Source organism: Streptomyces sp. NPDC007875 (genome assembly GCF_042868035.1).
GTDB classification, from domain to species: domain Bacteria; phylum Actinomycetota; class Actinomycetes; order Streptomycetales; family Streptomycetaceae; genus Streptomyces; species Streptomyces antimycoticus.
In genome coordinates, this window is record NZ_JBIADZ010000042.1 from 40,557 (window position 1) to 62,873 (window position 22,317).

General features: G+C 69.0%; 19 protein-coding genes, 1 tRNA gene and 5 pseudogenes. 11 read left to right on the plus strand and 14 right to left on the minus strand.

Annotated elements, in window-relative coordinates:
- Window positions 1-11: 11 nt before the first annotated feature.
- Window positions 12-449: pseudogene (locus ACFYOY_RS44640) on the plus strand (molybdopterin cofactor-binding domain-containing protein); the annotation flags it as partial.
- Window positions 450-876: 427 nt separating this feature from the next.
- Here the strand turns inward: ACFYOY_RS44640 and ACFYOY_RS44645 are convergent.
- Window positions 877-1,581, minus strand: a complete 705-nt coding sequence (locus ACFYOY_RS44645) for a GNAT family N-acetyltransferase (RefSeq protein ID WP_388593627.1) — start codon at window positions 1,579-1,581, stop codon at window positions 877-879.
- Between the two features lie 279 nt (window positions 1,582-1,860).
- Between ACFYOY_RS44645 and ACFYOY_RS44650 the strand changes: the two genes are divergently transcribed.
- The 3 genes and pseudogenes from ACFYOY_RS44650 to ACFYOY_RS44660 all read left to right on the plus strand — a co-directional run bounded on the left by ACFYOY_RS44650 (window position 1,861) and on the right by ACFYOY_RS44660 (window position 3,190).
- Window positions 1,861-1,938: transfer RNA gene (locus ACFYOY_RS44650), tRNA-Trp, on the plus strand.
- Between the two features lie 245 nt (window positions 1,939-2,183).
- A pseudogene (locus ACFYOY_RS44655) lies at window positions 2,184-2,372 on the plus strand (hypothetical protein); the annotation flags it as partial.
- Between the two features lie 284 nt (window positions 2,373-2,656).
- Window positions 2,657-3,190, plus strand: a complete 534-nt coding sequence (locus tag ACFYOY_RS44660; protein WP_351902835.1) for a GNAT family N-acetyltransferase — start codon at window positions 2,657-2,659, stop codon at window positions 3,188-3,190.
- A 218-nt stretch (window positions 3,191-3,408) separates the two neighbouring features.
- On the opposite strand, the gene ACFYOY_RS44665 is transcribed toward ACFYOY_RS44660, so the two are convergent.
- Together ACFYOY_RS44665 and ACFYOY_RS44670 are read right to left on the minus strand one after the other, a co-directional pair.
- A complete protein-coding gene (locus ACFYOY_RS44665; protein ID WP_388593629.1) occupies window positions 3,409-4,365 on the minus strand; it encodes a phosphotransferase family protein in 957 nt (318 codons plus the stop codon).
- A 195-nt stretch (window positions 4,366-4,560) separates the two neighbouring features.
- On the minus strand, window positions 4,561-5,061 hold the full coding sequence (locus tag ACFYOY_RS44670) for a MarR family winged helix-turn-helix transcriptional regulator (protein WP_351902841.1): 501 nt from the start codon (window positions 5,059-5,061) through the stop codon (window positions 4,561-4,563).
- A gap of 136 nt (window positions 5,062-5,197) precedes the next feature.
- On the opposite strand from ACFYOY_RS44670, the gene ACFYOY_RS44675 reads away from it, so the two are divergent.
- The 3 genes from ACFYOY_RS44675 (at window position 5,198) to ACFYOY_RS44685 (ending at window position 7,858) form a co-directional block, all read left to right on the plus strand.
- Complete coding sequence (locus tag ACFYOY_RS44675) at window positions 5,198-5,950, plus strand: SDR family oxidoreductase (protein ID WP_351902844.1); 753 nt, start codon at window positions 5,198-5,200, stop codon at window positions 5,948-5,950.
- 19 nt (window positions 5,951-5,969) lie between these two features.
- Complete coding sequence (locus tag ACFYOY_RS44680) at window positions 5,970-6,827, plus strand: NAD-dependent epimerase/dehydratase family protein (protein ID WP_388593632.1); 858 nt, start codon at window positions 5,970-5,972, stop codon at window positions 6,825-6,827.
- Between the two features lie 173 nt (window positions 6,828-7,000).
- Window positions 7,001-7,858: an alpha/beta fold hydrolase gene (locus ACFYOY_RS44685; protein WP_388593634.1), complete on the plus strand. Its 858-nt coding sequence runs from the start codon at window positions 7,001-7,003 to the stop codon at window positions 7,856-7,858.
- A 109-nt stretch (window positions 7,859-7,967) separates the two neighbouring features.
- Here the strand turns inward: ACFYOY_RS44685 and ACFYOY_RS44690 are convergent.
- Together ACFYOY_RS44690 and ACFYOY_RS44695 are read right to left on the minus strand one after the other, a co-directional pair.
- Window positions 7,968-8,553: pseudogene (locus ACFYOY_RS44690) on the minus strand (Tn3 family transposase); the annotation flags it as partial.
- Window positions 8,554-8,765: 212 nt separating this feature from the next.
- Window positions 8,766-9,938, minus strand: coding sequence for an epoxide hydrolase family protein (locus ACFYOY_RS44695; protein ID WP_351902853.1), 1,173 nt, complete (start codon window positions 9,936-9,938; stop codon window positions 8,766-8,768).
- 103 nt (window positions 9,939-10,041) lie between these two features.
- Between ACFYOY_RS44695 and ACFYOY_RS44700 the strand changes: the two genes are divergently transcribed.
- Window positions 10,042-10,617 carry a CGNR zinc finger domain-containing protein gene (locus tag ACFYOY_RS44700; RefSeq protein ID WP_351902856.1) on the plus strand — a complete coding sequence of 192 codons (576 nt, stop codon included), beginning with the start codon at window positions 10,042-10,044 and terminating at the stop codon, window positions 10,615-10,617.
- A 368-nt stretch (window positions 10,618-10,985) separates the two neighbouring features.
- On the opposite strand, the gene ACFYOY_RS44705 is transcribed toward ACFYOY_RS44700, so the two are convergent.
- From ACFYOY_RS44705 to ACFYOY_RS44715, 3 genes and pseudogenes are all read right to left on the minus strand, one after another.
- Entirely contained in the window at window positions 10,986-11,141 is a 156-nt protein-coding gene (locus ACFYOY_RS44705; protein WP_351902858.1) for a hypothetical protein, read from the minus strand.
- Window positions 11,142-11,275: 134 nt separating this feature from the next.
- Window positions 11,276-11,988, minus strand: a pseudogene (locus ACFYOY_RS44710) (NADH:flavin oxidoreductase/NADH oxidase); the annotation flags it as partial.
- 81 nt (window positions 11,989-12,069) lie between these two features.
- Window positions 12,070-13,677 (minus strand): glycoside hydrolase 43 family protein, encoded by a 1,608-nt coding sequence (locus ACFYOY_RS44715; protein WP_388593650.1) that lies wholly within the window; start codon window positions 13,675-13,677, stop codon window positions 12,070-12,072.
- A 707-nt stretch (window positions 13,678-14,384) separates the two neighbouring features.
- On the opposite strand from ACFYOY_RS44715, the gene ACFYOY_RS44720 reads away from it, so the two are divergent.
- Window positions 14,385-15,308: a triacylglycerol lipase gene (locus tag ACFYOY_RS44720; protein ID WP_388593637.1), complete on the plus strand. Its 924-nt coding sequence runs from the start codon at window positions 14,385-14,387 to the stop codon at window positions 15,306-15,308.
- 100 nt (window positions 15,309-15,408) lie between these two features.
- On the opposite strand, the gene ACFYOY_RS44725 is transcribed toward ACFYOY_RS44720, so the two are convergent.
- Window positions 15,409-15,717: an IclR family transcriptional regulator C-terminal domain-containing protein gene (locus tag ACFYOY_RS44725; protein WP_388593639.1), complete on the minus strand. Its 309-nt coding sequence runs from the start codon at window positions 15,715-15,717 to the stop codon at window positions 15,409-15,411.
- Window positions 15,718-15,724: 7 nt separating this feature from the next.
- Complete coding sequence (locus ACFYOY_RS44730) at window positions 15,725-16,111, minus strand: helix-turn-helix domain-containing protein (protein WP_388593641.1); 387 nt, start codon at window positions 16,109-16,111, stop codon at window positions 15,725-15,727.
- Window positions 16,112-16,591: 480 nt separating this feature from the next.
- Here ACFYOY_RS44730 and ACFYOY_RS44735 point away from each other — a divergent pair, with 480 nt between their 5' ends.
- The gene (locus tag ACFYOY_RS44735; RefSeq protein ID WP_388593643.1) at window positions 16,592-17,977 is read left to right on the plus strand and encodes a PHB depolymerase family esterase; all 1,386 of its coding nucleotides are present in this window, start codon (window positions 16,592-16,594) and stop codon (window positions 17,975-17,977) included.
- Window positions 17,978-18,235: 258 nt separating this feature from the next.
- Here ACFYOY_RS44735 and ACFYOY_RS44740 read toward each other — a convergent pair.
- Window positions 18,236-18,661, minus strand: a pseudogene (locus ACFYOY_RS44740) (hypothetical protein); the annotation flags it as partial.
- Window positions 18,662-19,101: 440 nt separating this feature from the next.
- On the opposite strand from ACFYOY_RS44740, the gene ACFYOY_RS44745 reads away from it, so the two are divergent.
- Window positions 19,102-20,130, plus strand: coding sequence for a TerC family protein (locus ACFYOY_RS44745; RefSeq protein WP_351902869.1), 1,029 nt, complete (start codon window positions 19,102-19,104; stop codon window positions 20,128-20,130).
- A gap of 284 nt (window positions 20,131-20,414) precedes the next feature.
- Here ACFYOY_RS44745 and ACFYOY_RS44750 read toward each other — a convergent pair whose 3' ends face one another.
- The 3 genes from ACFYOY_RS44750 to ACFYOY_RS44760 form a co-directional block, all read right to left on the minus strand.
- Window positions 20,415-20,849, minus strand: coding sequence for an SDR family NAD(P)-dependent oxidoreductase (locus ACFYOY_RS44750; protein WP_351902872.1), 435 nt, complete (start codon window positions 20,847-20,849; stop codon window positions 20,415-20,417).
- 224 nt (window positions 20,850-21,073) lie between these two features.
- Window positions 21,074-21,961 (minus strand): 3-hydroxybutyryl-CoA dehydrogenase, encoded by an 888-nt coding sequence (locus ACFYOY_RS44755; protein ID WP_351902875.1) that lies wholly within the window; start codon window positions 21,959-21,961, stop codon window positions 21,074-21,076.
- A partial coding sequence (locus ACFYOY_RS44760) for an acyl-CoA dehydrogenase family protein (protein ID WP_351902878.1) occupies window positions 21,958-22,317 on the minus strand: 360 nt, incomplete at its 5' end. The genes ACFYOY_RS44755 and ACFYOY_RS44760, both read right to left, overlap by 4 nt.

Consider the following 22,317-nt stretch of genomic DNA (forward strand, 5'->3'; position numbering starts at 1 on the left):
ACTCCTTCTACGCCGACAACGCCACCTTCGCCGAGGTCTCCGTCGACGCGACGCTGGGCCTGGTGCGGGTGCGGGTGCGGGCGCGGCGCATGCTCGGCGTGTACGACGCGGGCCGCATCATCAGCCCCAAGCTCGCCGAGAGCCAGGCCATCGGCGGCATCGTGGGCGGCATCGGCACGGCCCTCCTTGAACACACGGTCACCGACCACCGCGACGGCCGGATCGTCAACGCCAACCTGGCCGACTACCTCGTCCCCGTCAACGCCGACGTCACCGATCTCAAAGCCATCTACCTCGACGGCGAGGATCGCGAAGCCGACCCGCTCGGCGTCAAAGGACTCGGCGAAGTCGTCCACGTCGGCGTCGCGCCCGCGATCGCCGACGCGGTCTTCAACTCCACCGGCCGCCGGGTCCGCGAACTGCCCATCACCGCCGAGGCGCTGCTCTGATCCCGACACCGAGACCGGCCCGGTGGCAGTCGGTTCCCGTCCGGCTCCGGGCCATCCAGGGCCGCTGCCGTGACCCGCCCCCGTCGGGTGCGGCGGCAGCCCGTCCACCCACACGGAAACGCCAGCCATGCGCAAAGACATGGGGACAGATGCTCTTGCGACCTCCGCAGGCCCCGATGGCCGACGGCGTCGTCACCGGTGAATCACCGCTGCGTCACCGACGACCGCGCGACGGCTGCTGGACCGAGTCGCTTCGCGGAGGTGCGGACCGACGCGTGGCGCTCGAGCACCCGGGGCAGTGCGGATGCGGATCGCTGCTGTTGCCGGGCGCCGGACCCCCCTCGGTCCGGTGGCTGATGCCTCGGCCAGGCCCTGTAGTGGTCAGCCCTGCCGACACGGCGCGCGCTATCCGGGCGGGGCGGCGCGGTCACGGAGTGCGGAAGCCGCGGAAGGTCACGTGCTTCCGGCTCGCGAAGCCGAGCCGTTCGTAGAGCGCGATCGCGCCGGTGTTCGTCTCGGCCGCGTGCAGGAAGGGGCGTTCGTTGCGAGCCAGGACGCGTGCGACGAGAGTGCTGACCAGGCGGGCGGCGTGGCCTCGCCCGCGGGCCTCGGGGGCCGTGCAGACGGCGCTGATCTCGGTCCATCCCGGGGGTCGGAGCCGTTCGCCCGCCATGGCCACCAGTCTGCCGCCATCGCGGACGCCGAGGTAGGTGCCGAGTTCGCGGGTACGCGGCCAGAACGGTCCCGGTTGGGTCTGTGCGACCAGGTCGAGCATCTGGGGCACATCGGCCGCACCCAGTTCCACCACGTCGGCGCCTGCCGCGGCCTCAGGCAGGTCGGGACGGCCGCTGCCGGGCCAGATCATCTGCCGGCCCTCTAGGGTGAAAACCGGCTCCCAGTCCGGAGGAGGGGGCGTTTGGCAGCTGAACATGTCGGCGAACGCCTCTCGACCGAGGAGCCCCGCGAGGCCGGCCCAGTCCGCCGCGTCCGCGTCGGCGGGTACCGCCGAGAAGGTCGCGACTCCCGGCAGGTAGGTGGCAGCCCGGCCGAGTCTGCGCCCGAGACCTGCGTGGCGTCCGCGCAGCGACTCGCCCACCGGGTCGTCGAGTGCCGCGGTGTCACCGCTCGTCATCGTGATGTGCCTTCCCCACTGTGCTTGGTCGGCCGAGCGGCGCGATACCGCCCGGCGCATTTCCCCATCTGGATTCCCGTCGGCCGGTCCGGTTGTAGCGCCGGGGGTGATGGAACCATAACCGCCCCGGCCCGTCGGCCCGCGAGAGGGCGGACGCCCTCCCGGCCTCTCTATGGCCCGGATCGCCCGGCCATCGGCGCACTGGTCGTCATCCACCACTCAGCCGCTCAAAATTCCTGTAGCCGTCACGATCGGTAGGTACCAGACTGACCGCGTCGAAGGGGCGTAGCTCAGCCCGGCCAGAGCAGCGGACTCCAAACCCGCGCGCCGCAGGTTCGAATCCTGCCGCCCCTGCCATGCAATGCGCTGGTGCAGGTGAGCCGAGCGCAACCACCACGCCGCTCCCCCGGTCCGCTCTCCTCTCCCGCCCGCGGAAGTGAGCCGGAGAGCCCATGCCCGACTACTGCGGCGCAGCTCTTCCGCGCGCGGAGGTATGCCGTTGACGACGGGCCTCTGCGCAGGCGGAGGTATCGCAGCTCGTGATTTTGCCGGCGAGCCAGGTGGCCACGGAACCGATCGATATCGGATCGCCTCAGACGGATGTGAGCTGGCAGGCTGCCCCCATGGATCACGGGGAAGTACTGCTCATCGGAGGGCGAGCCGGAGTAGGCAAGACGACGGTGGGGTGAGAGGTATCGGCCGTACTGCGGGCCGCGGCCGTCTCGCACTCGATCATCGATGGTGACTTCATGGGACAGGTCCATCCGGCACCGGCCCGACGGCCAGAGCGTGACCGCCCAGTTCTTCGGCCGCCTCCGGCGCCCCGGCCCTCGGGGCGGCTGGTGGTGCCATCTCCACCTGCCGATGTGGTCCGAGGTGGGTGCAGCTGCCACCGAATCGGTCTCACCTATCGACCGCGCCGTCGAAGTGGCACGTCATCTGCCCGGCAGTCGGCCCGATGTTTCGCCCGTCACGGTGTGCGGTGCAGGCGGCATGATGCCTTGCGTCCCGCAGCGGCAGCACGGGCGAGCGCCGGATTACCGATAAGGCCGTTGTCTTCGGCAGGATGGGCGCCATGACCGAGATCCGCACACCCCGCCTCCTCCTCCGTCGCTGGCATGACGACGACCTCGCGCCGATGGCGGACATCAACGCGGACCCACGGGTCATGCGCTGGATTGACGACGGCACGGTGCGCGACCTGGACCACACGGCGGAGGCCATCGAGCGGTGGGAGGAGGAGTGGGACGAGGAGGGCTTCGGACTCTTCGCCGTCGAGCTGCTGGCCTCGGGTGAACTGGCAGGCTTCACCGGTCTGTCCGTGCCCGAGTTCCTGCCGGAGGTACTGCCCGGCGTGGCAATCAGCTGGCGGCTCGGCTCCCCGTTCTGGGGCCAGGGATACGCATCCGAAGCCGCCCACGCCACGCTGGAGTTCGCGCTCCAGGACCGCGGCCTCGACCACATCATCAGCATCATCCGGGTGGGTGACGACGCCTCCGAGAACGTCATCCGCAAGCTCGGCATGGTGCCCGAGCGAGAGACGGCGCACCCGGTGTATGCCTATCCGCTGCGCGTTCACACCATCGATCTCACCGAGTTCCAGGCATGAACCGGCCGCACCATCGATCATCGCAAGACAGCCGACCCCCCGCTATCCACACGTCCCCGACTGATCGCCACGAAGCGAACACCCAGACGAAGGATGTTACATTTCCGTCGCTGACTTGCGCTTCACGGAACTGCGGCCAGAGCCCCGAAAATCCCCAGGGTCTGCTTGATCCCCCACTTGGTTGAGCAGGCCGGGGCCGCGCCCCGGACCGCCTTGGCTCAGACCAGTGCGTCCATCAGGGCGGTGACATAGGCATCCAGCCGCTCCTCCACGGCGCGCGTCGTCAGCTCCGTCCTCCCCGCCTCCCGCCATGGCTGCGACACCAACCGCACTTCTTCCGAGAACGCCAGCCCACTCCGCACCCGCCAGTACAGCCGCTCGCTCGCGGTCGCGGCCGGCACCCCGCCTGCGTCCTCATACGCCTCGGCGAACCGCAGATCCCACGCCGGGCCGTGCAGCAGCGCGAGAGTGGTGGAGCAGTGCGCCACATCGAGATCCGTCGGGCCCCAGGAGGCCGCTGCCCAGTCGACGACGCCGGTGATCCGGGCACCTGCCGGCCTGGAGGGCGGCACGTCGAACAGCACATTGCCGGGTTGGAAGTCCCGGTGCAGAAATCGCCCCTCATAGGGCGGCGCGGGCTTGCGGATCACGTCGATCGCCGCAGTCCATACCGCCACGTCGACCCCCTTCGGAATCACGACGGTCTCGGCGGTCGTCAACGCCACATACTTCCGGGGACGCACGGCAGGTCGCACCGCGTGGATCGCCACGAGCTGACGGGCCAGCAAAGGGACGTGCGTCTCCAACCCTTCATCGTCGAGGACCGTCCGGCCCGCCAGATGCGTCATCAGGAGCGATGGATACTCGCAATACGCCGCGGTCGGATCAACCGCGACCAGTCCAGGAGCCGGCACGCCGGTCTCCGTGAGCAGGGTCAGGGCGCCGGCCTCCCTGTGCAGCCGGTCCTCAGCGTGCTCCACGTTGACGAAGCTCCGCAGCACCAGGTCACGAGTGCCTCCGTCCCGCCTGCCGATGGTCAGCCTCCGCATTTCGGCAGTGATGCCGCCGTGCAGTGCCTGCGTTCCGACGATCCGTTCACCGGCCTCCAGGTGTCGGCTCACCCAAGCCAGTGTCAACGGTCGGACAGCCGCCGCCTCATCGTGGTTGGTCACCATGCCACCTCAGCATCCGGACGGCGGCACGCGCGAAAGTTTTATAGGCGGTGCGGAGGAAGTCGGCGACCTTGCCCGACATGTCGAGAGCGACCGGCAGCTCCGGGGGCCCCGGAAAGCCAGGGGTCATTGGGCGCCCGCCATGCCTGTCGTCAATCGAACGATTGACGACAGGTATGGCGGGCGCGGGCGGGCGCGTCAGCAGTCTGCTTCGTCAGGAGCGATGGAGTCGCGTTGTGCGGTCTGGGCGACGCGGGATAGCAGGGTGCGCAGCTGATGGGCGTCGTGGTCGTCGAGGTCGGTGAGCAGGCGGGCCTCGGCGGCGGCGAGGCTGTGGCGTACCTGGTCGAGGCGGGCGCGTCCGGTGTCGGTGATCAGGACCAGGCGGGCGCGGCGGTCGCGGGGGTCGGGCCTGCGGGTGACCAGCTCGTGGGCTTCGAGGTCGTCGAGGAGGTAGGTCATCACGGTGCGGTCCAGGCTGACCGTTTTGGCGAGGGCGAGCTGAGAGGGCGGCTCGCCGCCGGCGAGGGCGACCAGGACGAGGTAGGCGCGCGCGCCTCCGGGCAGGTCGGCGACGGATTCGGTGGCCACGCGGCGGAACGCCGAGGAGACCATGCGGATCGCCCAGCCCAGATCGGTATCCAGTGCCAGGTCCGCGGTCTCGCCGCTCGGTTTCTTCTCGGACTTGGATGCGCTCACGCGCACAGCCTACCAGCATGAGCTTGTCAACAGATGTTCTTGTCGACAGAACATCTGCGATGCATAGTGGATTGAGTAACGGCTTCGCGTGTGTGATCCACGCGGCGTGCCATGACCACTACCGAAGGCATTGATGATGAGCACCAGTACCCCTTTGCAGGGCCGTACCGCACTCGTGACCGGGGCGACCTCGGGGATCGGCAAAGCCGTCGCGCAGAACCTGGCCCGCCAGGGCGCGACGGTCGTGCTGCACGGCCGCGACCAAGCGCGGGCCGAGGCCTTGATGAAGGAGATCACGGCCGAGGGCGGCGCCGCGCGGTTCGTCGCCGCCGACCTCGCGGACGCGGACGACACGCTGCGCCTGGCCGCCGAGGCCGGGGCGGTGGACATCCTGGTGAGCAATGCGGGCCTGTACGAGTTCGCCCCGACCGCCGCGACGGACGCCGCGAGCTTCGACCGCCACATCGCGGTCAACACCCGCGCCCCGTTCCTGCTGGTCGGCGCGCTCGCACCGGGTATGGCCGAGCGCGGGCAGGGTTCGATCGTGATCGTCGGTTCCAGCGCGGCCCGCCAGCCCGCCCCGATCGGCGCCGCCTACGGCGCGTCCAAGGCGGGTGTGGAGATCCTCACCCGTTACTGGGCCACCGAGTTCGGCGCATCCGGCGTGCGCGTCAACACCGTCTCCCCGGGCCCGGTCCACACCGAAGGCACCCAGGCGATGTTCGGCGAGCACATCGCGGCCCTGGACGCGACCAACGCGCGCGGCCGGGCTGGTGACCCGGCGGAGGTCGCCGAGATCGTCTCGTTCCTGGCCGGCCCCGCCAGCTCGTATGTCAACGGTGCCGTGCTGTTCGCCGACGGCGGCGAGCGCAGCAACCTTCCGGCCTGACCGTCTGAGGTACCGCGCCATGAACATCTTCGTTATCGGTGCCACCGGCTTCGTCGGCGGCGCCCTCGCTCGCCACCTGGCCGCCGAAGGCCACACGGTCACCGGCCTGGCCGGCACCGAAACCGCCGCCGCCGGCCTCCACGCCCAGGGCATCACCCCTGTCGCGGGAGACCTGGACGAGCGTCGCCCGGCCGTCGTGGAGGCGGCCCTGCAGGCGGACACGGTCATCTACGCCGCCCAGGCCGGAGCGGAGCAGGAGACCGCAACCGTCCAGGACCTCACCCGCGCGCCGGCCGGGACGGGCAAGACGCTGGTCTTCCTGTCGGGCAGCGGGGTGCTGCTGCAGCGCACCGCGGGTGCCTGGAGCCCGGAGGTGTACGCCGAGCACGAGCCGTTCACGCCCGAGCCGCCGGCCGAATTCCGCAAGGCCGCCGAGAACGCGGTCCTGGCCGCCGCCTCCGAAGGGCCGCGCGCGATGGTCATCCGCCCCGGGCTGATCTGGGGCCCCGGCGACCACGGCCACACATCGATGATCTACCAGTCCGTCGCTGCGACCGGTGCCGCCTGCTACGTCGGCGAGGGGCTGAACACCTACAGCCACGTCCACATCGACGACGTGACCCGCCTGTTCAGCCTCGCGCTGGAGAAGGGCCGGCCGGGAGGGCTCTACCACGCGGTGGCCGGTGAGACCCCCAACCGCTGGATCGCCGAACGCGTCGCCGCCGACCTCGATGTGGAGGCGCGCAGCGTCACCCCGGGGAAGCCGCCGGGGTGTGGGGGGAGTTCGGCGCCCTCATCATGGCCGCCTCCAGCCGCATCCGCGCCGTCAGCGCCCAGCAGGAACTCGGCCGGCAGCCCCAGCACACCGACATGCTGACCATGATCGGCGAAGACCGCCTGCGCCGCCTCGCCACACTCAGCGCCTGACCACGGCTTCGCCACCGCCGCGGAACAGCGGCGGTGGCGAAGTCCTCTGCCCTCGAAGCCGCCTCGATACGGCTCCCCCAGTACACCTCTTGATCACTTTCACCCTTGATGGAAGGGCCTCTCGTGAGCACTGCCGACTGGCTTCCCGACGGCTTCCGCGTCCAGCGGATCGCCACCAATGACACTCATCTCTCGGTCGCCGTCGGCGGCAGCGGACCGGTCCTGGTCCTGCTCCACGGCTGGCCGCAGACCTCCCGCGCCGGGGCCCGTGTCATGCCCGCCCTCGCCCAGAACCACACCGTCGTCGTCCCCGACCTGCGCGGCGCCGGCGCCAGCGACCGGCCCGAAGGCGGCTACGCCAAGACCAACCAGGCCGACGACATACGCGGCCTGCTTCACGCGCTGAAGCTGACCGGGCCGGTGGCCGTGGCCGGCCACGGCATCGGCTCCATGGTCGCCCTCGCATGGGCCGCCGCCCATCCCGACGACATATCCCACCTGGTCCTCGTCGACTCCCTCCTGCCCGGACTCGGCCTGGAAGAGGCCATGAACGTCGCCGAGGGCGGCATGTGGCACTTCGGGTTCTTCATGACCCCGCACGTGCCGGAGATGCTCTTCGACGGCCACGAACTGGAATTCGTCACCGCCACGTTCACCGCCATGTCCAGCCCCGGCACCTTCAGCGAAGCCGACCTCGCCGCCTACGCACACGAGTACACCGGCCGGGACCGGTTGCGTGGCGGCTTCGAGCACTACCGCACTCTCCTGGAGGACGGACGCGAGAACCGCGCGCTGCTCGCCGAGAAGAAGCTGCCCATGCCCGTCCTGGCCATTGGCACCGCCCACTCCGGCACCTCCACCGCCCAGGCCCTGGCCCCCCACGCCGACAACGTGCAGGGCACAGTCGCCCCCACCGGGCATTTCATCGCCGGGGAAGACGCCGACTGGTTCACCAAGACGGTGACCGAGTTCCTCACCTGATCGATCCTCCCGCCGGGGGCACTGCCCCGGGCCGGCTGTGCAGCAGTCCACCCGGGTCAGTGCGCGCCGTCGTCGTCCTTCCCCAGTTCCGGCGCGTCCGGGTCGCGCAGCGGGCCTCCTGCGCGGTGAGCTGGTGGTTCATCTGCCGCCGGTCGGTGTGTCGTCGACCGGGTCGACCCCGCGCAGCAGGTGCTCGGTCCCGGCGATCCGCCCGTACTCGGCTAACGCCTGCCCCAGCGGGATCGGCCGGTTCTCCCGTCCGAGTATCCGCTGCAGGTCGTAGGCCCGGGCCTGGTTGGTGACCACGGAGCCGGTGACCTTCAGCCGAGGCGTTGTCGGTGGCCACCATCTCCGTCCCGCCGTCCAGGTTCAGCAGCGCGTCCATGATGTGCAGGGAGTCGTGCGGGGTCCCGGGGACCACCCTCTACCCGATGCCGCGACCGGGTCGTTGAGGGCGTTCAGCCAGGTGATGCCCCGCTTGAAGCCGAAGTACTTCGGCGACGGCGCCGCGCTGACGATCCGGACGGGGACGACGAACCCCGCAGCCCGTCCACGGGCGCGAGCAGGCCCTCGCCCCAGAACCGGACGATGGGCACGGCTGCCCGGGCCTCGATGAGCCTCGCGTTCGCCGCGGCGATGGTGTCGGCGCGCAGGTAGTACTGGTCGACGTGCACGAGCCGGAGCCCAGGCTCACCGTTGTCCGGCGCAAGCCAGCAGCCGCGAGACGGTCGGCCTTGGCAGGCAGCAGGACCCCGTTGGTGGTCATAGCGAGATCGACTTCGGAGATTGACGCGCTGCGCCCTGTCCTACCACGTTCTGCCGTCTCGATGAGCTCGGTCCGGAAGCCGTCGGGCAACGCCTTGAGCCGGATCAGGCGGTGATCGAGTGCCGGGGCGCCGAGCCGCGTTCACCGATGGGCGGCCAGCACTGCCGCGAGGCCCTCTTGCAGATCTCTGACGAAATACTCGGGAACCTCCAGCGACGGGAAATGTCCCCCGGTTTCGGGCAACCTCCATCGGACGATTTGTCGGTACCGCTCCTGCGCCCAGGGGCGCGGGCACTTCTCGACGTCGCGGGGATACATAGTGAGTGCCGACGGGACGTCGACCCGAAGTCCGGGATCGAGCGAGTTGTGGCTTTCATAGTAAATGCGGGCCGCCGATGCGCCGGTCCGCGTCAGCCAATACAGGGTGACGTCGTCGAGAACGCGGTCCATGGAAATCGTCTCGAACGGGCTGTCTTCGGTGTCTGACCACTCGGCGAACTTGTCAAGGATCCAGGCAAGAAGCCCGACCGGTGAGTCGACGAGCGAGTAGCCGATGGTCTGCGGTCGGGTCGCCTGCTGCTTCGCGTACGCCGCGCGATGGCGCCAGAAATGGTGGGTTTCCTCGGCCCACTTGCGCTCCACCGCCGTCAGCCCGTCCGTTGTCAAACCAGGCGGTCCCTCCGCGAACGTCGTGTGGATGCCGAGAACGTGTGCCGGGAACCTCCCGCCGAGAACCGTGGTGATATTGCCTCCCCAGTCGCCGCCGTGGGCTACGAACTTGCTGTAGCCGAGCCTTCCCATCAGTTCCACCCATGCGGCCGCGATCTTTTCGGTTCCCCACCCGGTGGTGGCCGGCTTGTCGCTGTAACCAAAGCCGGGTAGCGACGGGACCACGACATGGAACGCCGGCGCGTCTGCATCTTTCGGATCTGCCAGCTCGTCTACTACATCGATGAACCGGACAATGCTGTCCGGCCAGCCGTGCGTCAAGATCAGAGGAATGGCATCCGCGCGCGCGGATCGGCGGTGCAGGAAGTGGATTCCCAGATCATCAATGGCCGTACGGAACTGGCCGATACGGTTGAGGCGCTCTTCGAACGACCGCCAGTTGTACGCGGTGCGCCAGTAGTGCACGACATCGACGAGGTCAGCGAGAGGAACGCCCTGTTCCCATCGGCGAGGGTCGGGCGCGGCGCGATGGACCGTCTCAGCCTCCGGTAGCCGCGCCGCGGCTAGTCGCGCGCGCAGATCGTCGAGATCAGTGTCAGTGGCGCGGGCTTCAAATGCTTGCACGTCGCTGGTTGGACGGGGCATGAGACCTCCTGGCCATCGTGGAACCGGCTACGACCTACCGCGAACCGGCTAAGGCGGTTCTAGCAGTTCTCCGAGCCACGCCGCAACCGGCTAAGGTGGTTCCATGCGTGCTGGCTTCCCTGACTTCCGCCTCGGTAACGTGCTGGCGACCAGCTTCACGGGGACTCTGTCCGAGCGTCATGGCGACGCTGTGGAGCGCATCCCCACGCCGCACCGACTCATCGACTGGCTGGCAGTGAGCGGCCTCGCCGTGGACTCCTGCACCACTGCCCAGCTCGACCTCGCCCGGGAACTGAGGGAGTCGATTCACGCCGCCGCGACAGCGGCCGCGCTCCAGGACGCTCTCCCTGCGTCTGCCGTCCAAGTCATCAATGACCGCAGCGCTCAGGGTCGGGCCGCGGCGATCCTGACGCCCGACGGTAAGCGGCGATGGCGACTCAGCTCGGCTTCCTGCGTGGAAGATGCCCTCAGCGTGATCGCCGCCGACGCGATCAGCATCATCGCAGGCGAACGAGACGGAAAATTGGCCTTGTGTGCATCACCAACCTGCCAGGCCGCCTTCTTCGACACCAGCCAGAGTCGCACTCGCAAATGGTGCGACATGAACACGTGTGGGAATCGTCAGAAGAAAGCGCGCTTCCATGCCAACCAGCGCAAAAATCCCAGACCAGCGGAGTGATCGTACCTCGGTACATCCAAAGTGGGCCCCACGCCGGCGACACATCTGTCGCGTTGGGTGCACTCCAACGGCACCCCTGAGAGCCATCTGTCGCCTTCGATCAACGTCCTCAATCAGTACGTCTACGTTGACTGATCGGCGACATTCATCGGCTCTTCGCGGTCGGGGGTGTTGGCGGGTAGGCACCCCGGCGGCATGTTCGCGGGCGCGGACGCTGGTGGAGTCGACCGCCACTAGCCACTCGATGCCCCCGGCGGCGTCGGCCCGGCCGGGGCCGCCTGGAGCATCCGCTGGAAAGTGCCGTCCGCCGCCCAGCGGCGAAAGCGGGTGTGCGGCGTGGCCCACAGACCATACCGGGGTACAGGCTGCTAGCCCTCTACGCGCTTCAGGCCGCGCACGGCCGGGATTGCCAACAGCAGGGCGCAGGCGACGAGCGCCATCGACGCGGACACGCACAGCAGCGGCACCGTCCCCGCGACGACCGCGAGCGGCCCCGCCAGCGCCTGCCCGACTGGCTTCATCACCAGCGAGCCGGCCGCGTCGTACGAAACCGTTGTGTCCCCAGGGCCCCCACCGACACGTACACGAAGCAGCCTCTCCATGCACGGCAATGATCGTCCGACCTCGGCCTCGCCCAAGTAGCCCGCCTCCACACCCGCACGCCGTGCGCGGCCAGTTCCTTGGCGAGGCAGACGGTGTCGTCGCCGGTCCAGCCCTCACGCTCGTCCTCCGGATTCTCGGTCAGCCAGTCCGTGGCCGACGTGCGGAAGAAGACCGGCAGGTCGTCGGGCCACACCTCACGAACGGCTTCGACCACCGGGAGCGGAAAACGCAGACGGTTCTCGAAGCTGCCGCCGTAGGAATCGGTGCGGTCGTTGGAGGCCGGAGAAAGGAAGGAGTCGATCAGGAAGCCGTGGGCGCCGTGCAATCGACCACCTGGAAGCCCGCGGCCAGGGTACGCTTCGCCGACTCGGCGAACTCCCGCACCAGCTGCTGGATCTCGTCCACCGTGAGCTCGTGCGGCACGGACCGCCCGGCGAACGGCGCCGGGCTGGGCGCGACCGTCTGCCAGCCGCCCTCGGCCTCGGGTAGGTACTACCGGCCGGTGAGCCAGGGCTTGTCGACGGATGCCTCGCGGCCGGCATGGCCGAGCTGGACGGCCGGGACCGACCCGTGGGAGCGAATGGCTGCGGTGATGCGCGCGAACGCTTGCTGCTGGCGCTCGTTCCGCAGCCCCGGATCCCAGGGGGTGATGCGCCCGTCGGACCGTATCCCGGTGGCCTCGGCCATCACCAGCCCGGCACCGCCGGCGGCCCGGCTGGCCAGGTGGGTGAGGTGGAAGTCGGTCGGCGTCCCGGTCTCCGGCCCGTCCGGGGTGATGGGAGCGCTCCCAAAATTGGCCGTACGAGTGCGTTCGCGACCCTGTTCGGACAGTGGCCCGGAGAGGGCCGGTCAGGGGGTGGTGATTTCGAACCGGGTGACGTTGACCGAGCCGCCGAGCGCCTGGGTGGCGTGGTTGAAGATGGCGTACCGGTAGCCCATGAAGAACCGCCAGTCGTTGCCCATGGTGAACGGGGGCCCGAGGCGGGTGAAGCGGGTGCCGTCGGTGCTGTAGGAGAAGGTTCCCTGCCGTCCCGCGCCGGGGCGGATATCGGCGGTGGCGCGCAGCCAGATGCGGCCGCCCTGGACAGCGGCGCTCGCGAGCTCCGTTCCGGTGCCGGTGGTGTTCCAGTTGCCGTCCATGGTCAGCCCGCCCACCATCGCCACCCGGGTCGCCCCGCCGTCCCGTTTCACACCGATCCACGCGGACGAGTCACGCAGCAGCGCCAGTCCGGCCCGGTCGCCGTCTCGCATCGCCGAGTGGTCGAGCTGGACGGTGGCGGTGGAGGTGGGCCCCTGGATCCGGTGAGTGAGGGTGTTGCGGGCCCCGTACAGGTCGTTCGTGACCGTCGCGGTGCGCAAGGTCAGGCCGTTGTTCACCGACCACTTGGTGTTGTCCGGGTTGTGGTTCCACTCCCACGTCGGCTTCAGGGACGTACCGTCGAAGGTGTCGACGCCGGTCAGCGGGGCGGCCTGGAGGGGTGGGGCCGGGACGACGGCCGGACTGGGATACGAGGCGCCCCAGGCACCGTTGACCAGTTCCACCACCGGCCAGCCGTCGGAGGTCCACCCGACCGGGGCCAGCACCGGGATCCGGCCGCCGGGGTAGGCGTCCACGAAGGCCATGTAGTACCAGGCGCCGCCAGGAGTCTGCACGAGCCCGCCCTGATGCGGCACCCCGCCACCGGGGACCGGACCGCGCAGGTCGAGCAGCACCTGCCGCATTGTGTAGGGGCCGAACGGGCCACTGGTCGACTTCAGGATGTACTGACCGTTCGCCGGACGGGTGAGGAAGATGTAGTAGTTGCCATTGATCTTGTAGAAGCGGGAGCCCTCCAGGGTCCCGACGCTCGACGGGGCGGTGAACACCTGCTGCGCTCGGACCTGGGTGCGCCCGTCGGCGGAGAGCTGGGCCACGCTGATGATGGTGTTCCCGTAGGACACGTACATGGTGTCGTCGCTGTCGATGAGCAAGCCCGCGTCGTAATAGGCGTTGTTGATGGTGGTGAGCCTGTTCCAGGGCCCTTCGACGGACAGGGCCGTGTAGATGTAGGACTTGGAGAACTCGATGCAGCCGAGCCAGTAGAACGTCCGGTTGCTCGGGCGGTAGGCCAGCGACGACGCCCAGACGCCCTTGACGTAGGCGCGGGAGCCGCCCAGGTCGTACGCGGGGCCGAAGTCCAGCACCGGCACCGAGTGGCCGGCGAATTCCCAGTTGACCAGGTCGTACGAGCGGAGGATGGGCGCCCCCGGCGAGTAGTGCATCGTGGAGGCCGAGTAGTAGTACGCGTTGCCGACGCGGATGATGTCGATGTCCGCGAAGTCCTGCCAGATCACCGGATTCATGTATTGCGCCGCAGTGGCCGAGAGGGCTGTGGTCGCGGCGTTGCCGCTGGAGGCGGCGGCGCGAGCCGCGAAGGCGGCGGGGGCCGCGGCCCCCGCGATCACGCCGGTGGTCATAGCCAGGGCCGCGCGGCGGCTGTGCTCGTGACGACGCCATGGCACGGAGGATCACTCTCCTTCTGGCATGAGCGGAGAAGTCACAGGGGCGACGATGTACGTACGGCATCACATGCGCGTGGATGAGCCTCGCGCCACGGGCATGCCCGTCCCACCCAATGACTATTCGACATACCGAACAACAATCGGAAGTTCGGACAAGCATGGATGATAGGCAGGCGGCGAGAGACGTCAACACCCCTCGCGCAACCCGTGTTTGCTACCCGTGCCTGCCGGCGGGCGATCCGCGGCCGGCGGGTGGAATCGATGCGCACGGCATCACCCGCCAGACCCAGGACGCCTTCGCGCTCACCAACTACGAGAAGCGGCACGAGCCTGGAAGGGCGGGGCGTACGACGCCGAGGTCCTGCCCTGTCCGGACACCGAGCTCGTCCGGGACGAGACCATCGGTGAGAACACCTCGCCGGAGGCCCTCGCCAAGCCCAAACCCGACTTCCGCGAACCCCGCGGCACCGTCACCGCGGACAACTCATTTCCCTTCCGCTGGGTAGAAACCCGACTTCAGGCTGTCTGTGGCGCACTTTACGCTGCGGGGCGCGCTGCGCTTCCGGCAGCGCGCACCCGCGCCGCATCCTGGAGGTCCATCGATGCGTCCAACCCGTCGTTCGTCCAGAAGGACTTCGCCGTTACGGTCCCGGCCCCGTGTCGTGGCCGTGCTGTTCGTGCTGGCGACCACCCTCGCCTCGGCGCTGTTCGCCGTCTCGGTCACACCGACCGCGGCCGCCGTGCGGCAGCCCCAGAGCAGGCCCGCGACCGGACCGTCCACCGAGAGCGCTGCCGTCCGCGCGGCGACCCCGAATCCGACCACCGCTTCACTCGAGGCCACGAACGGGCCGCTGACCACCGCCACCTACACCGTTCCGCGTCCGAGCGGGTACGGGTCCGGCACGATCACCTACCCGACGGCCAGCGGCTCGTACCCCGGCGTCGTGCTGATGCCGGGCTATCAAGGCACCCAGCAGAACCTGCAGTGGCTCGCGCCCCGGCTCGCTTCCTGGGGCTTCGTCGTCATCAACGTCGGCACCTCCACACTGGGCGACGATCCCGCGTCGCGCGGCCGCCAGATCAGCGCCGCCGGCACCCAGCTGATCTCGCTCAGCTCCACCGTCGGCAACCCGATCTACGGGAAGGCAAACGGCACGCTCGGCGCGGCCGGGCACTCGATGGGCGGCGGTGGCGTCATGGCCGCCCTCCGGGACGACTCCCGTTTCAGGGCGGGCGCACCCCTGGCACCTTACTACCCGAACCAGAACTTCTCCGGAGTCACCGACCCCACCTTCTTCATGACCTGCCAGAGCGACCCCGTCGCTCACGGCAACACCTACGCTCTGCCCTGGTACAACTCGATGTCCCGGGCCGAGAAGCTCTACATCGAGGTTCCCGGCGACCATCTCTGCCCGATGACCGGCTACGGCAACAAGGCCAAGCAGGGCAAGTGGATCGTGTCGTTCTTCAGCCGCTGGCTGCACGGCGACACCCGCTTCAGCCCGTTCCTGTGCGGTGCCGCGCGGGAAGCGGACAAGAACAGCCCCACCCTGGTCACGCGCTGGCAGGACACCTGCCCGTTCTGAGCGGGTCCTCGCAGGGCTCCCGCGGTCCGCCGCGGGAGCCCTCCTCACGAGCCCGTGCTGCCCGCTCCGTCCGTGACCGCGCCCTGCGGAGGTGTCGGGCTCATGCGCCGTTCCGCCGATGGCACAGCGCCTGGGAGATGGCCCGGCCGGTGGCCATGACAGCGGGCGCGAGCACGCTCCGTCCGGCGGCAGCGGCCCCCGGGACGACGGACACGGCGGCCACGACCTCGCCAGTCGCGTCCCGTACAGGAGCCGCGGCCGACACCGTGCCCGCCGGACCGGGCCACCGGCCGATCACCGCGAGGCCCGTCTCCTCCACCTCGGCGAGCATGCGACGCAGGCCGGTCGCCGGGGCATGGTGAGCCAGATAGCGTTCCTGGGTGGTCGCCCCGGCGTACGCGAGGAGCACCAGGCCGTCACCGGTGGCGTGCGCCGACCGGTTCGCCCGCTCCGTCGGCGTCCGGGGCGCCGATCCGCTCGACGAGCACCGTCTCCAGGCCGTCCAGCACCGTCAGCCGAACCTGCTGCCGCCCGGTCCTCCGGTGCAGGCCCTGGAGGAAGGACATCGCCACGTCTCTCAGCTCCAGCCGCCGTGGGGCCATCGCCGCGACCGCCCACAAGTGCAGGCCGATCTCGTAGCGACCGTTCCGGTTGCGTTCGAGCGCACCCCAGGACAACAACTCGCCGACGAGCCGGTGAGTAGTGGCCAGCGGCATCCCCGTTCGCCGGCTGATATCCGAAAGCGTCAGCCGACGGCGTTCTCCGGCGAACGCGTCCAGCACGCTCAGAACCCGGCCCGTCACCGAGCGGGGGGCTGGTTCCTTCTCAGCGGGCGCGCCGCTGGGCGAAGAGGGAGGCGGCGCTGAACGCATCTGACGATCCCTTCGGCGGATAGGGCCCACCTGTTGGCATGCATACAACAAGAGCTTCGGACTCGCACGGAGGCAGGGCCACCCCTCGCCCCCGGATATGAAGCTGTCCTTTGCGCATAAGACCGTCGTGCACACCGCGGAGTTGTCTTTCCCCTGCCCGAGGAGCACGAGCAGACGGCCGGATTGATGCACATGACGCATCGACAGATCCCGGTCCGGATGCTGGACACCGTTCGAGCACGGCTTGGAGACTCACCCTGATACGGCGACACTCCACCGCCTGCCTCGCCATCTGCCCCGCCACGCGTCGGCGCTCGCCACGCCGTACGGCTCTTCCTCGGTTCACCGCACCAGGCGAACGGCTCCACATCCGGCCCTCCTTCGGGCCGCCCGACACCTTACGGAGGACCTATGCGCGGCATCACCAGACGTACGGCGCTCACCATCGCCGCGGGGACCGTCACTGCCTCGACGTTGAGCGACGCGGCCACCGCCGCGGCCGATGCCCCGGCGCCGCGCCGACCGGCGGGGTCCGGAGCCGGGCCCGCTCTGCGGACCGCCCTCATCACACGGGTGACGCCCAGGAACAACTGGCGGGTGACCGCCGTCGCCGTCCACTACGCGAATCCCATTGTCCTGCGCGGCGGCATCATCCCGCCCTCCGCGTTCCAGGTCACCGCCGACCTCGGCGGGCAGAGCGCGGCCCGAACGGTCACCCGGGTCTATCCGAACACCGCGGCCAGGACGAACGCCCTCCCCAACGCGGGACGGCCGGGCAGATACCTCATCATCGAGCTCGACCCGGACGACGCAAATGCGCAGGCCTCCGGCACCGACCCGCTTCCGCTCCATCGCGCCTACGCCATCAGGCAGGTGGCCGATGTGCGGACCCCCGGCGGCGACCTGGTGCTCGCGGCCGGCCCGTTGGCGACCCGGAACGACGACGTCATCACACCGGTGGTCGACGACTTCACGGCGGGATCGTTCACCGACTCCACGGGATTCGAGCTGGCCTTCCGGCTGTACCAGCCGCAAGGGTTCGTGCGGAGTCCGGGGGCGGCCACCAGGTATCCGCTCGTCGTCACCCTGCACGGCGGCGGCGAGGTCGCCGACAACAACATGACCCAGCTCACCGCCAATCGCATCGCCGTGACCTTCGCCAAGCCGGAACGCCAGCGTCGCCACCCGGCGTTCGTGCTCGCTCCCCAGATCCCACTCCCCCGCCCCATGGACGGCCCCGACGGTACGGACTGGACCGACCCCAAGGTCCGAGCGGCGCTGGTCGAACTCATCGACACCTTCACAACGCAGCGCCCCGTCGACGCGGACCGGATCTATCTCGTCGGCCTGTCATCGGGTGCGCGAGGCATCTTCAATCTGCTCCCCAGGCATCCCCACACCTTCGCCGCGGCCCTGGCCACCGCCGGCTGGGGTGACCCGTCCACCATGGGTGGGATCACACACATCCCGATCTGGGCCGATCACTCCATCGACGACCCGGTGGTCCCCTACCGCGAGGGACGGTTCGGAAGACCCGGCACCTGGACGCTGATGAACGCCCTGGAGAGCGCCGGTGCACAGATCACCCGCGGGGAGTGGGCCAACGACCTGCCGAAAGCGAAGTTCGAAGCCCGGTCCAGGGCCCTGCTGAACCGGGCTCGCCGGGCCGGCAGCCAGGTGCTGTTCACGAGCTACACGCCCGGAACGACGCCGGTGAGCCCGCACTTCGCGTGGGCACAGGCCTATGAGAACGACGTCGTCATCGACTGGCTCTTCGATCAGTCCCGTACGCCCTGACGCCGAAGTCCCGCCTGCCCCGCGAGACGGGATCCGTCGAGAGGGTCGCGGGCGCACGGGATGAGTGAGTCCGATGTCCGGGACGGCCGCCACCATGGCGAAGGGCGTCCGTTGGCCTGAGTGTGACTTCTGGCTCGGACGCCCTTCTGGCGGCACTGTACGTGTTCATCGACGACCATGTGGCCCCTTGCCGCCGGACCGGGCGACCGCCAAACTGACGGGCGCGAACTGCTGTGCCTGGCGGTCGCCCAGGTCCTGCCAGATCCGCGGTTTGCCCACCGGGGCGAAGCCATGGCGAATGGCGGCCGCCAGGTCGTCGCCCTGCTCGTAGCCGACCACCGGCAGGGTGGGGGACAGCCGATTCACCGCGTCCAGTACGACCGGCCAGGTCGCGTCAGCGCCGCCGTCCAGCGCGAAGACATGGGAGATTTTGACCACGTGGTCGCTGCGGCTCGCCACCGCTCCGGCTACGACTCGGCCATCGGCGGACTGTCCGGCAAGCACAGAGATGGCTGGGTCGTGGAGCAGTTCGGGCCGGAAGAGGTCCGCGTTGCCGTCCCCGTTGTCCCAGGCGAGCGCCCAGGCACGCAGCGTGTCCGGGTCGTCTGCCACGTCCCAGGCAAGATCCGACACGGTGGCGGGCGGACTCGCCGGACGGTGGATCCACTGCGCCTCGAACAGCACCGGGCGCAGGTGCCGACGATCAAGTGCGCGGAGTCCGGGATCGAGGGACCCGGTCGTCGCGGAGCTGCTCATGTTCCTCGTCCCGTGGGGGGAAGGCCGATGGGCAGCCCCGATGGCGAGGTCGGCCGACAGCAGGGCCGCTGGTGAAGCGGGAGAGGCTGAAGTCGTCGATGATCGGTAGGCCGTCGGGGGCATGTCGACGAGGCCGCCCAGTAGCGCTGGGCCCTCACGTCGCGCAACTCGGGGACCTGGGCGTTGAGGCCGGCGCTGACGACGACGCCGGCCTCGATCAACCCGCACAAGGATGCTTCCCGAAGCACTCTGAGACGCACCGCTCCCCGGGCCGGCGCACCCAGCCGTCGGGAAGACAACCACCATCGGATGCTCCAGACTCGAATGGAGGCTGCCGATCGATCGCGCTTGAAAGGTCGGACCTGCGCATGGATGTGCCGCTCTGGCTGTGGCTGGCGTTCGCCGCCACCGTGGTGGTGTCGTTGACAGTCGATCTGCTCGCCCACCGGCAGGCACACGTCATCGGGTTTCGGGAGGCCGCCGCCTGGAGCGGAGTCTGGGTGGGGCTCGCGATCGCCTTCGGCGCGGTCGTCTTCCTGGTGGTCGGCACGACTGCCGGTGTGGAATACACGACCGCGTGGCTGCTGGAGAAGAGCCTGTCGGTCGACAACCTCTTTGTCTTCGCGCTGATCTTCGGCTACTTCAAAGTACCGCGCGCCCACCAGCACCGCGTGCTGTTCCTCGGCGTCCTCGGCGCATTGGTCTTCCGTGGCCTCTTCCTCGCCGCCGGCGTCGCCGTGGTCAGCCGCTTCACCGCCATCCTGTTCGTCTTCGCCGCCATCCTCTTCTACAGCACCTACAAGATCCTCAAGGAGGAAGAAGACTCCTTCGACCCTGGTAAGAGCATCGCCGTACGGCTGCTCCGCAAGATCATCCCTGTGCGGGACGATTACGCCGGCACCCATTTCTTCGTCAAGGAAGCCGGCAAACTCGTCGCCACTCCCCTGCTCGCCGTCGTCGCGGCGATCGAAGCCGCCGACCTCGTCTTCGCGGTCGACAGCGTGCCCGCCGTCCTGGCCGTCAGCAATGACGCCTTCATCGTCTACACCAGCAACGCCTTCGCCATCCTCGGCCTGCGCGCCCTCTACTTCATGCTCGCCGGCCTTCTCGACCGCTTCCACTACCTCAGCAAGGGCCTGGCGCTCATCCTGGCCTTCATCGGCGTGAAGCTCATCCTCCAGGCGTCCCACAAGACGATCAGCCCGGCCATACCCGAAGTCCCCTCGCTTCTCAGCCTCGCCGTCATCGTCACCGTCCTTGCCATCTCCGTCGGGCTCAGTGTGCTGCGTCCCCCGCCATCCGGCCACGCCGACGGCCAACCCCGGACGGAAGCCTCCCGTGCCTCGGAGCCCACAGCCGATCCACACAACGCCGCCGAACCGCCTGAGAACGGGTGAGAAGACCGAAAAAACGTTGCGGCCTGCGGAAACCGACATCTTTCCGCGACCAGTATCCCAAATTACCCTCAAGGAATATTAAAGCTATACTAAAATGGCATATATGAGCAGCCGACTAGAAGGCAAGGCGATCTCATCACCCCCGCGTGTCTGCCGCTCGTGCAAGCAGGAAGTGGACACCGTTGTGGAGCGGCGCAAAACCATGGGCATCTTCGTCCCTGTCTGGACCGCGGGGCCCTGCCACAACCCGCGCTGCGAGCAGTACGTGCCCGAGCAGGCACCGATCAGCTCAGCGCGTCGATTCCGTGGCAGGACCTGACCGGTCGGTACGCATTGAACGATGCCCTGCCCCTTCCGAGCCGAGCGCATTCCGAGGCCGAACACCGCCGGGTCCCAAGAGGCCCGTGTGCTGCGGGCTCGGCGACGTCCTCTTCCTCGCCCTCCTCGACGGCGGCGCGATAACCGTGCCCGGCGTTGTTCACCAGCACATCCACACCCTCGAACCGGCCCTCCGCCGCCCGGACTGCCTCGGCGACCTGCGTTGTGTCGGAGACATCGAGCGGGAGCGCGAGCGCGGTGCGGGGGTACAGCGCGGGGAAGTCCTGGACCGAGGCCGCGTTGCGTGCCGTGACGACCGCGTTCCAGCCCCGTTCGAGCACTGTCCGGGCGAGGGCGCGGCCGAGTCCGGTCGAGCATCCTGTGATCAGCCATGTGGGCATGTGACGTGCGCTTTCTTCAGTGCGGGATGGTGCGCGCACCATGCACCACCGTGGTACTCGGGGGACGCACGCCTCGCGGGTGGCTCGCCCCCCATCCACTTTCCTCGCTTCGACCTCCTTGTGGAGGACCGAGCTGTGCCGGGTAACGGCGTTCAGGGGTGTGACAAGGCCCCCCTGCGCAGGACGGAAACGCACGGCGGCCGTCGACGATCCGTACAGCGCGATCATCGGCCCGCAGGTGTTGAGTAGGTGTAGAAGCCCCGGCCGGCCTTGCGCCCGAGGTGGCCGGCCTCGACCATCCGGGACAGCAGTGGCGGCGGTGCGTAAAGCGGCTCCCTGAACTCGCCGTAGAGGGACTCCGCAACGGCCAGGGTCGTGTCGAGGCCGATGTGGTCGGCCAGCGCGAGGGGACCCATCGGGTGCGCGCAGCCGCGCACCATGCCTTCGTCTATGTCCTGGGCAACGGCGAATCCGGACTCGAACATACGGATGGCCGCGAGAAGATAAGGAATCAGCAGGGAGTTGACCACGAATCCCGCCCGGTCCTGAGAGACGATGACATGCCGCCCCAGGACGTCGGCAGCGAAGTGGCGCATTCGATCCCATGCCGTGTCGGCGGTGACCAGAGACGGCACGAGCTCGACCAGATCGAGCACCGGAACGGGATTGAAGAAGTGCAGCCCCATCACCTGGCCCGGCCGTGAAGTGGCCGCGCCGAGCTTCATGATGGGGATGGACGAGGTGTTGGAAGCGAACAGGGCGTCGGGCCGGAGAACGACCCGGTCCAAGGTGGCGAAGATGTCGGTCTTCAGTGCCTCGTCCTCCGGCGCGGCCTCGATCACCAGGTCCCGGTCGGCGAAGTCGTTCAGATCGGTCGTGAACGCGAGTGCGCCCACGACGGCGTCACGGTCCCGCGCCGTCAGCTTGCCTCGTTCGAGCGCTCGGGCGAGGGACTGGGTGATCCTGTCTCGGCCGGATTCCAGCGCCGCGCCGTCGACCTCGTACACGAGGGTCTCCAGGCCGTTACGCGCACATACCTCGGCGATCCCGGCGCCCATCAGTCCGCAGCCCACCACGCCGACCTTGCGTATGACGGGGTCGTTCGTGTTCATCGTGCGCTCCCCCGGGTGCCGGGCAGGTTGCGGGCCATGACGATCCGCTGGACCTGATTCGTGCCTTCGTATATCTGCGTGATCTTGGCGTCGCGCATCATGCGCTCCACGGGGTAGTCGCGGGTGTAGCCGTAGCCGCCGAGCAGCTGGACGGCGTCCGTGGTGACCGCCATCGCCACGTCCGAGGCGAAGCACTTGGCCGCGGCGCCCTGGAAGGTGAGGTCGCTGTCGCCCCGCTCGGACTTCGCGGCGGCGGCGTACGTCAGCTGGCGGGCGGCCTCCAGCTTCATGGCCATGTCGGCGAGCATGAACTGGACGCCCTGGAAGTCGCCGATCGGCTTGCCGAACTGCTTGCG

What these genes read in the sequence shown, in the direction of transcription:
- ACFYOY_RS44645 (WP_388593627.1), bottom strand. Translation starts at nt 1,581, where the DNA reads ATGACGAGCGGTGACACCGCGGCACTCGACGACCCGGTGGGCGAGTCG.
- ACFYOY_RS44660 (WP_351902835.1), top strand. Translation starts at nt 2,657, where the DNA reads ATGACCGAGATCCGCACACCCCGCCTCCTCCTCCGTCGCTGGCATGAC.
- ACFYOY_RS44665 (WP_388593629.1), bottom strand. Translation starts at nt 4,365, where the DNA reads ATGGTGACCAACCACGATGAGGCGGCGGCTGTCCGACCGTTGACACTG.
- ACFYOY_RS44675 (WP_351902844.1), top strand. Translation starts at nt 5,198, where the DNA reads ATGAGCACCAGTACCCCTTTGCAGGGCCGTACCGCACTCGTGACCGGG.
- ACFYOY_RS44680 (WP_388593632.1), top strand. Translation starts at nt 5,970, where the DNA reads ATGAACATCTTCGTTATCGGTGCCACCGGCTTCGTCGGCGGCGCCCTC.
- ACFYOY_RS44695 (WP_351902853.1), bottom strand. Translation starts at nt 9,938, where the DNA reads ATGCCCCGTCCAACCAGCGACGTGCAAGCATTTGAAGCCCGCGCCACT.
- ACFYOY_RS44700 (WP_351902856.1), top strand. Translation starts at nt 10,042, where the DNA reads ATGCGTGCTGGCTTCCCTGACTTCCGCCTCGGTAACGTGCTGGCGACC.
- ACFYOY_RS44715 (WP_388593650.1), bottom strand. Translation starts at nt 13,677, where the DNA reads ATGACCACCGGCGTGATCGCGGGGGCCGCGGCCCCCGCCGCCTTCGCG.
- ACFYOY_RS44735 (WP_388593643.1), top strand. Translation starts at nt 16,592, where the DNA reads ATGCGCGGCATCACCAGACGTACGGCGCTCACCATCGCCGCGGGGACC.
- ACFYOY_RS44745 (WP_351902869.1), top strand. Translation starts at nt 19,102, where the DNA reads ATGGATGTGCCGCTCTGGCTGTGGCTGGCGTTCGCCGCCACCGTGGTG.
- ACFYOY_RS44750 (WP_351902872.1), bottom strand. Translation starts at nt 20,849, where the DNA reads ATGCCCACATGGCTGATCACAGGATGCTCGACCGGACTCGGCCGCGCC.
- ACFYOY_RS44755 (WP_351902875.1), bottom strand. Translation starts at nt 21,961, where the DNA reads ATGAACACGAACGACCCCGTCATACGCAAGGTCGGCGTGGTGGGCTGC.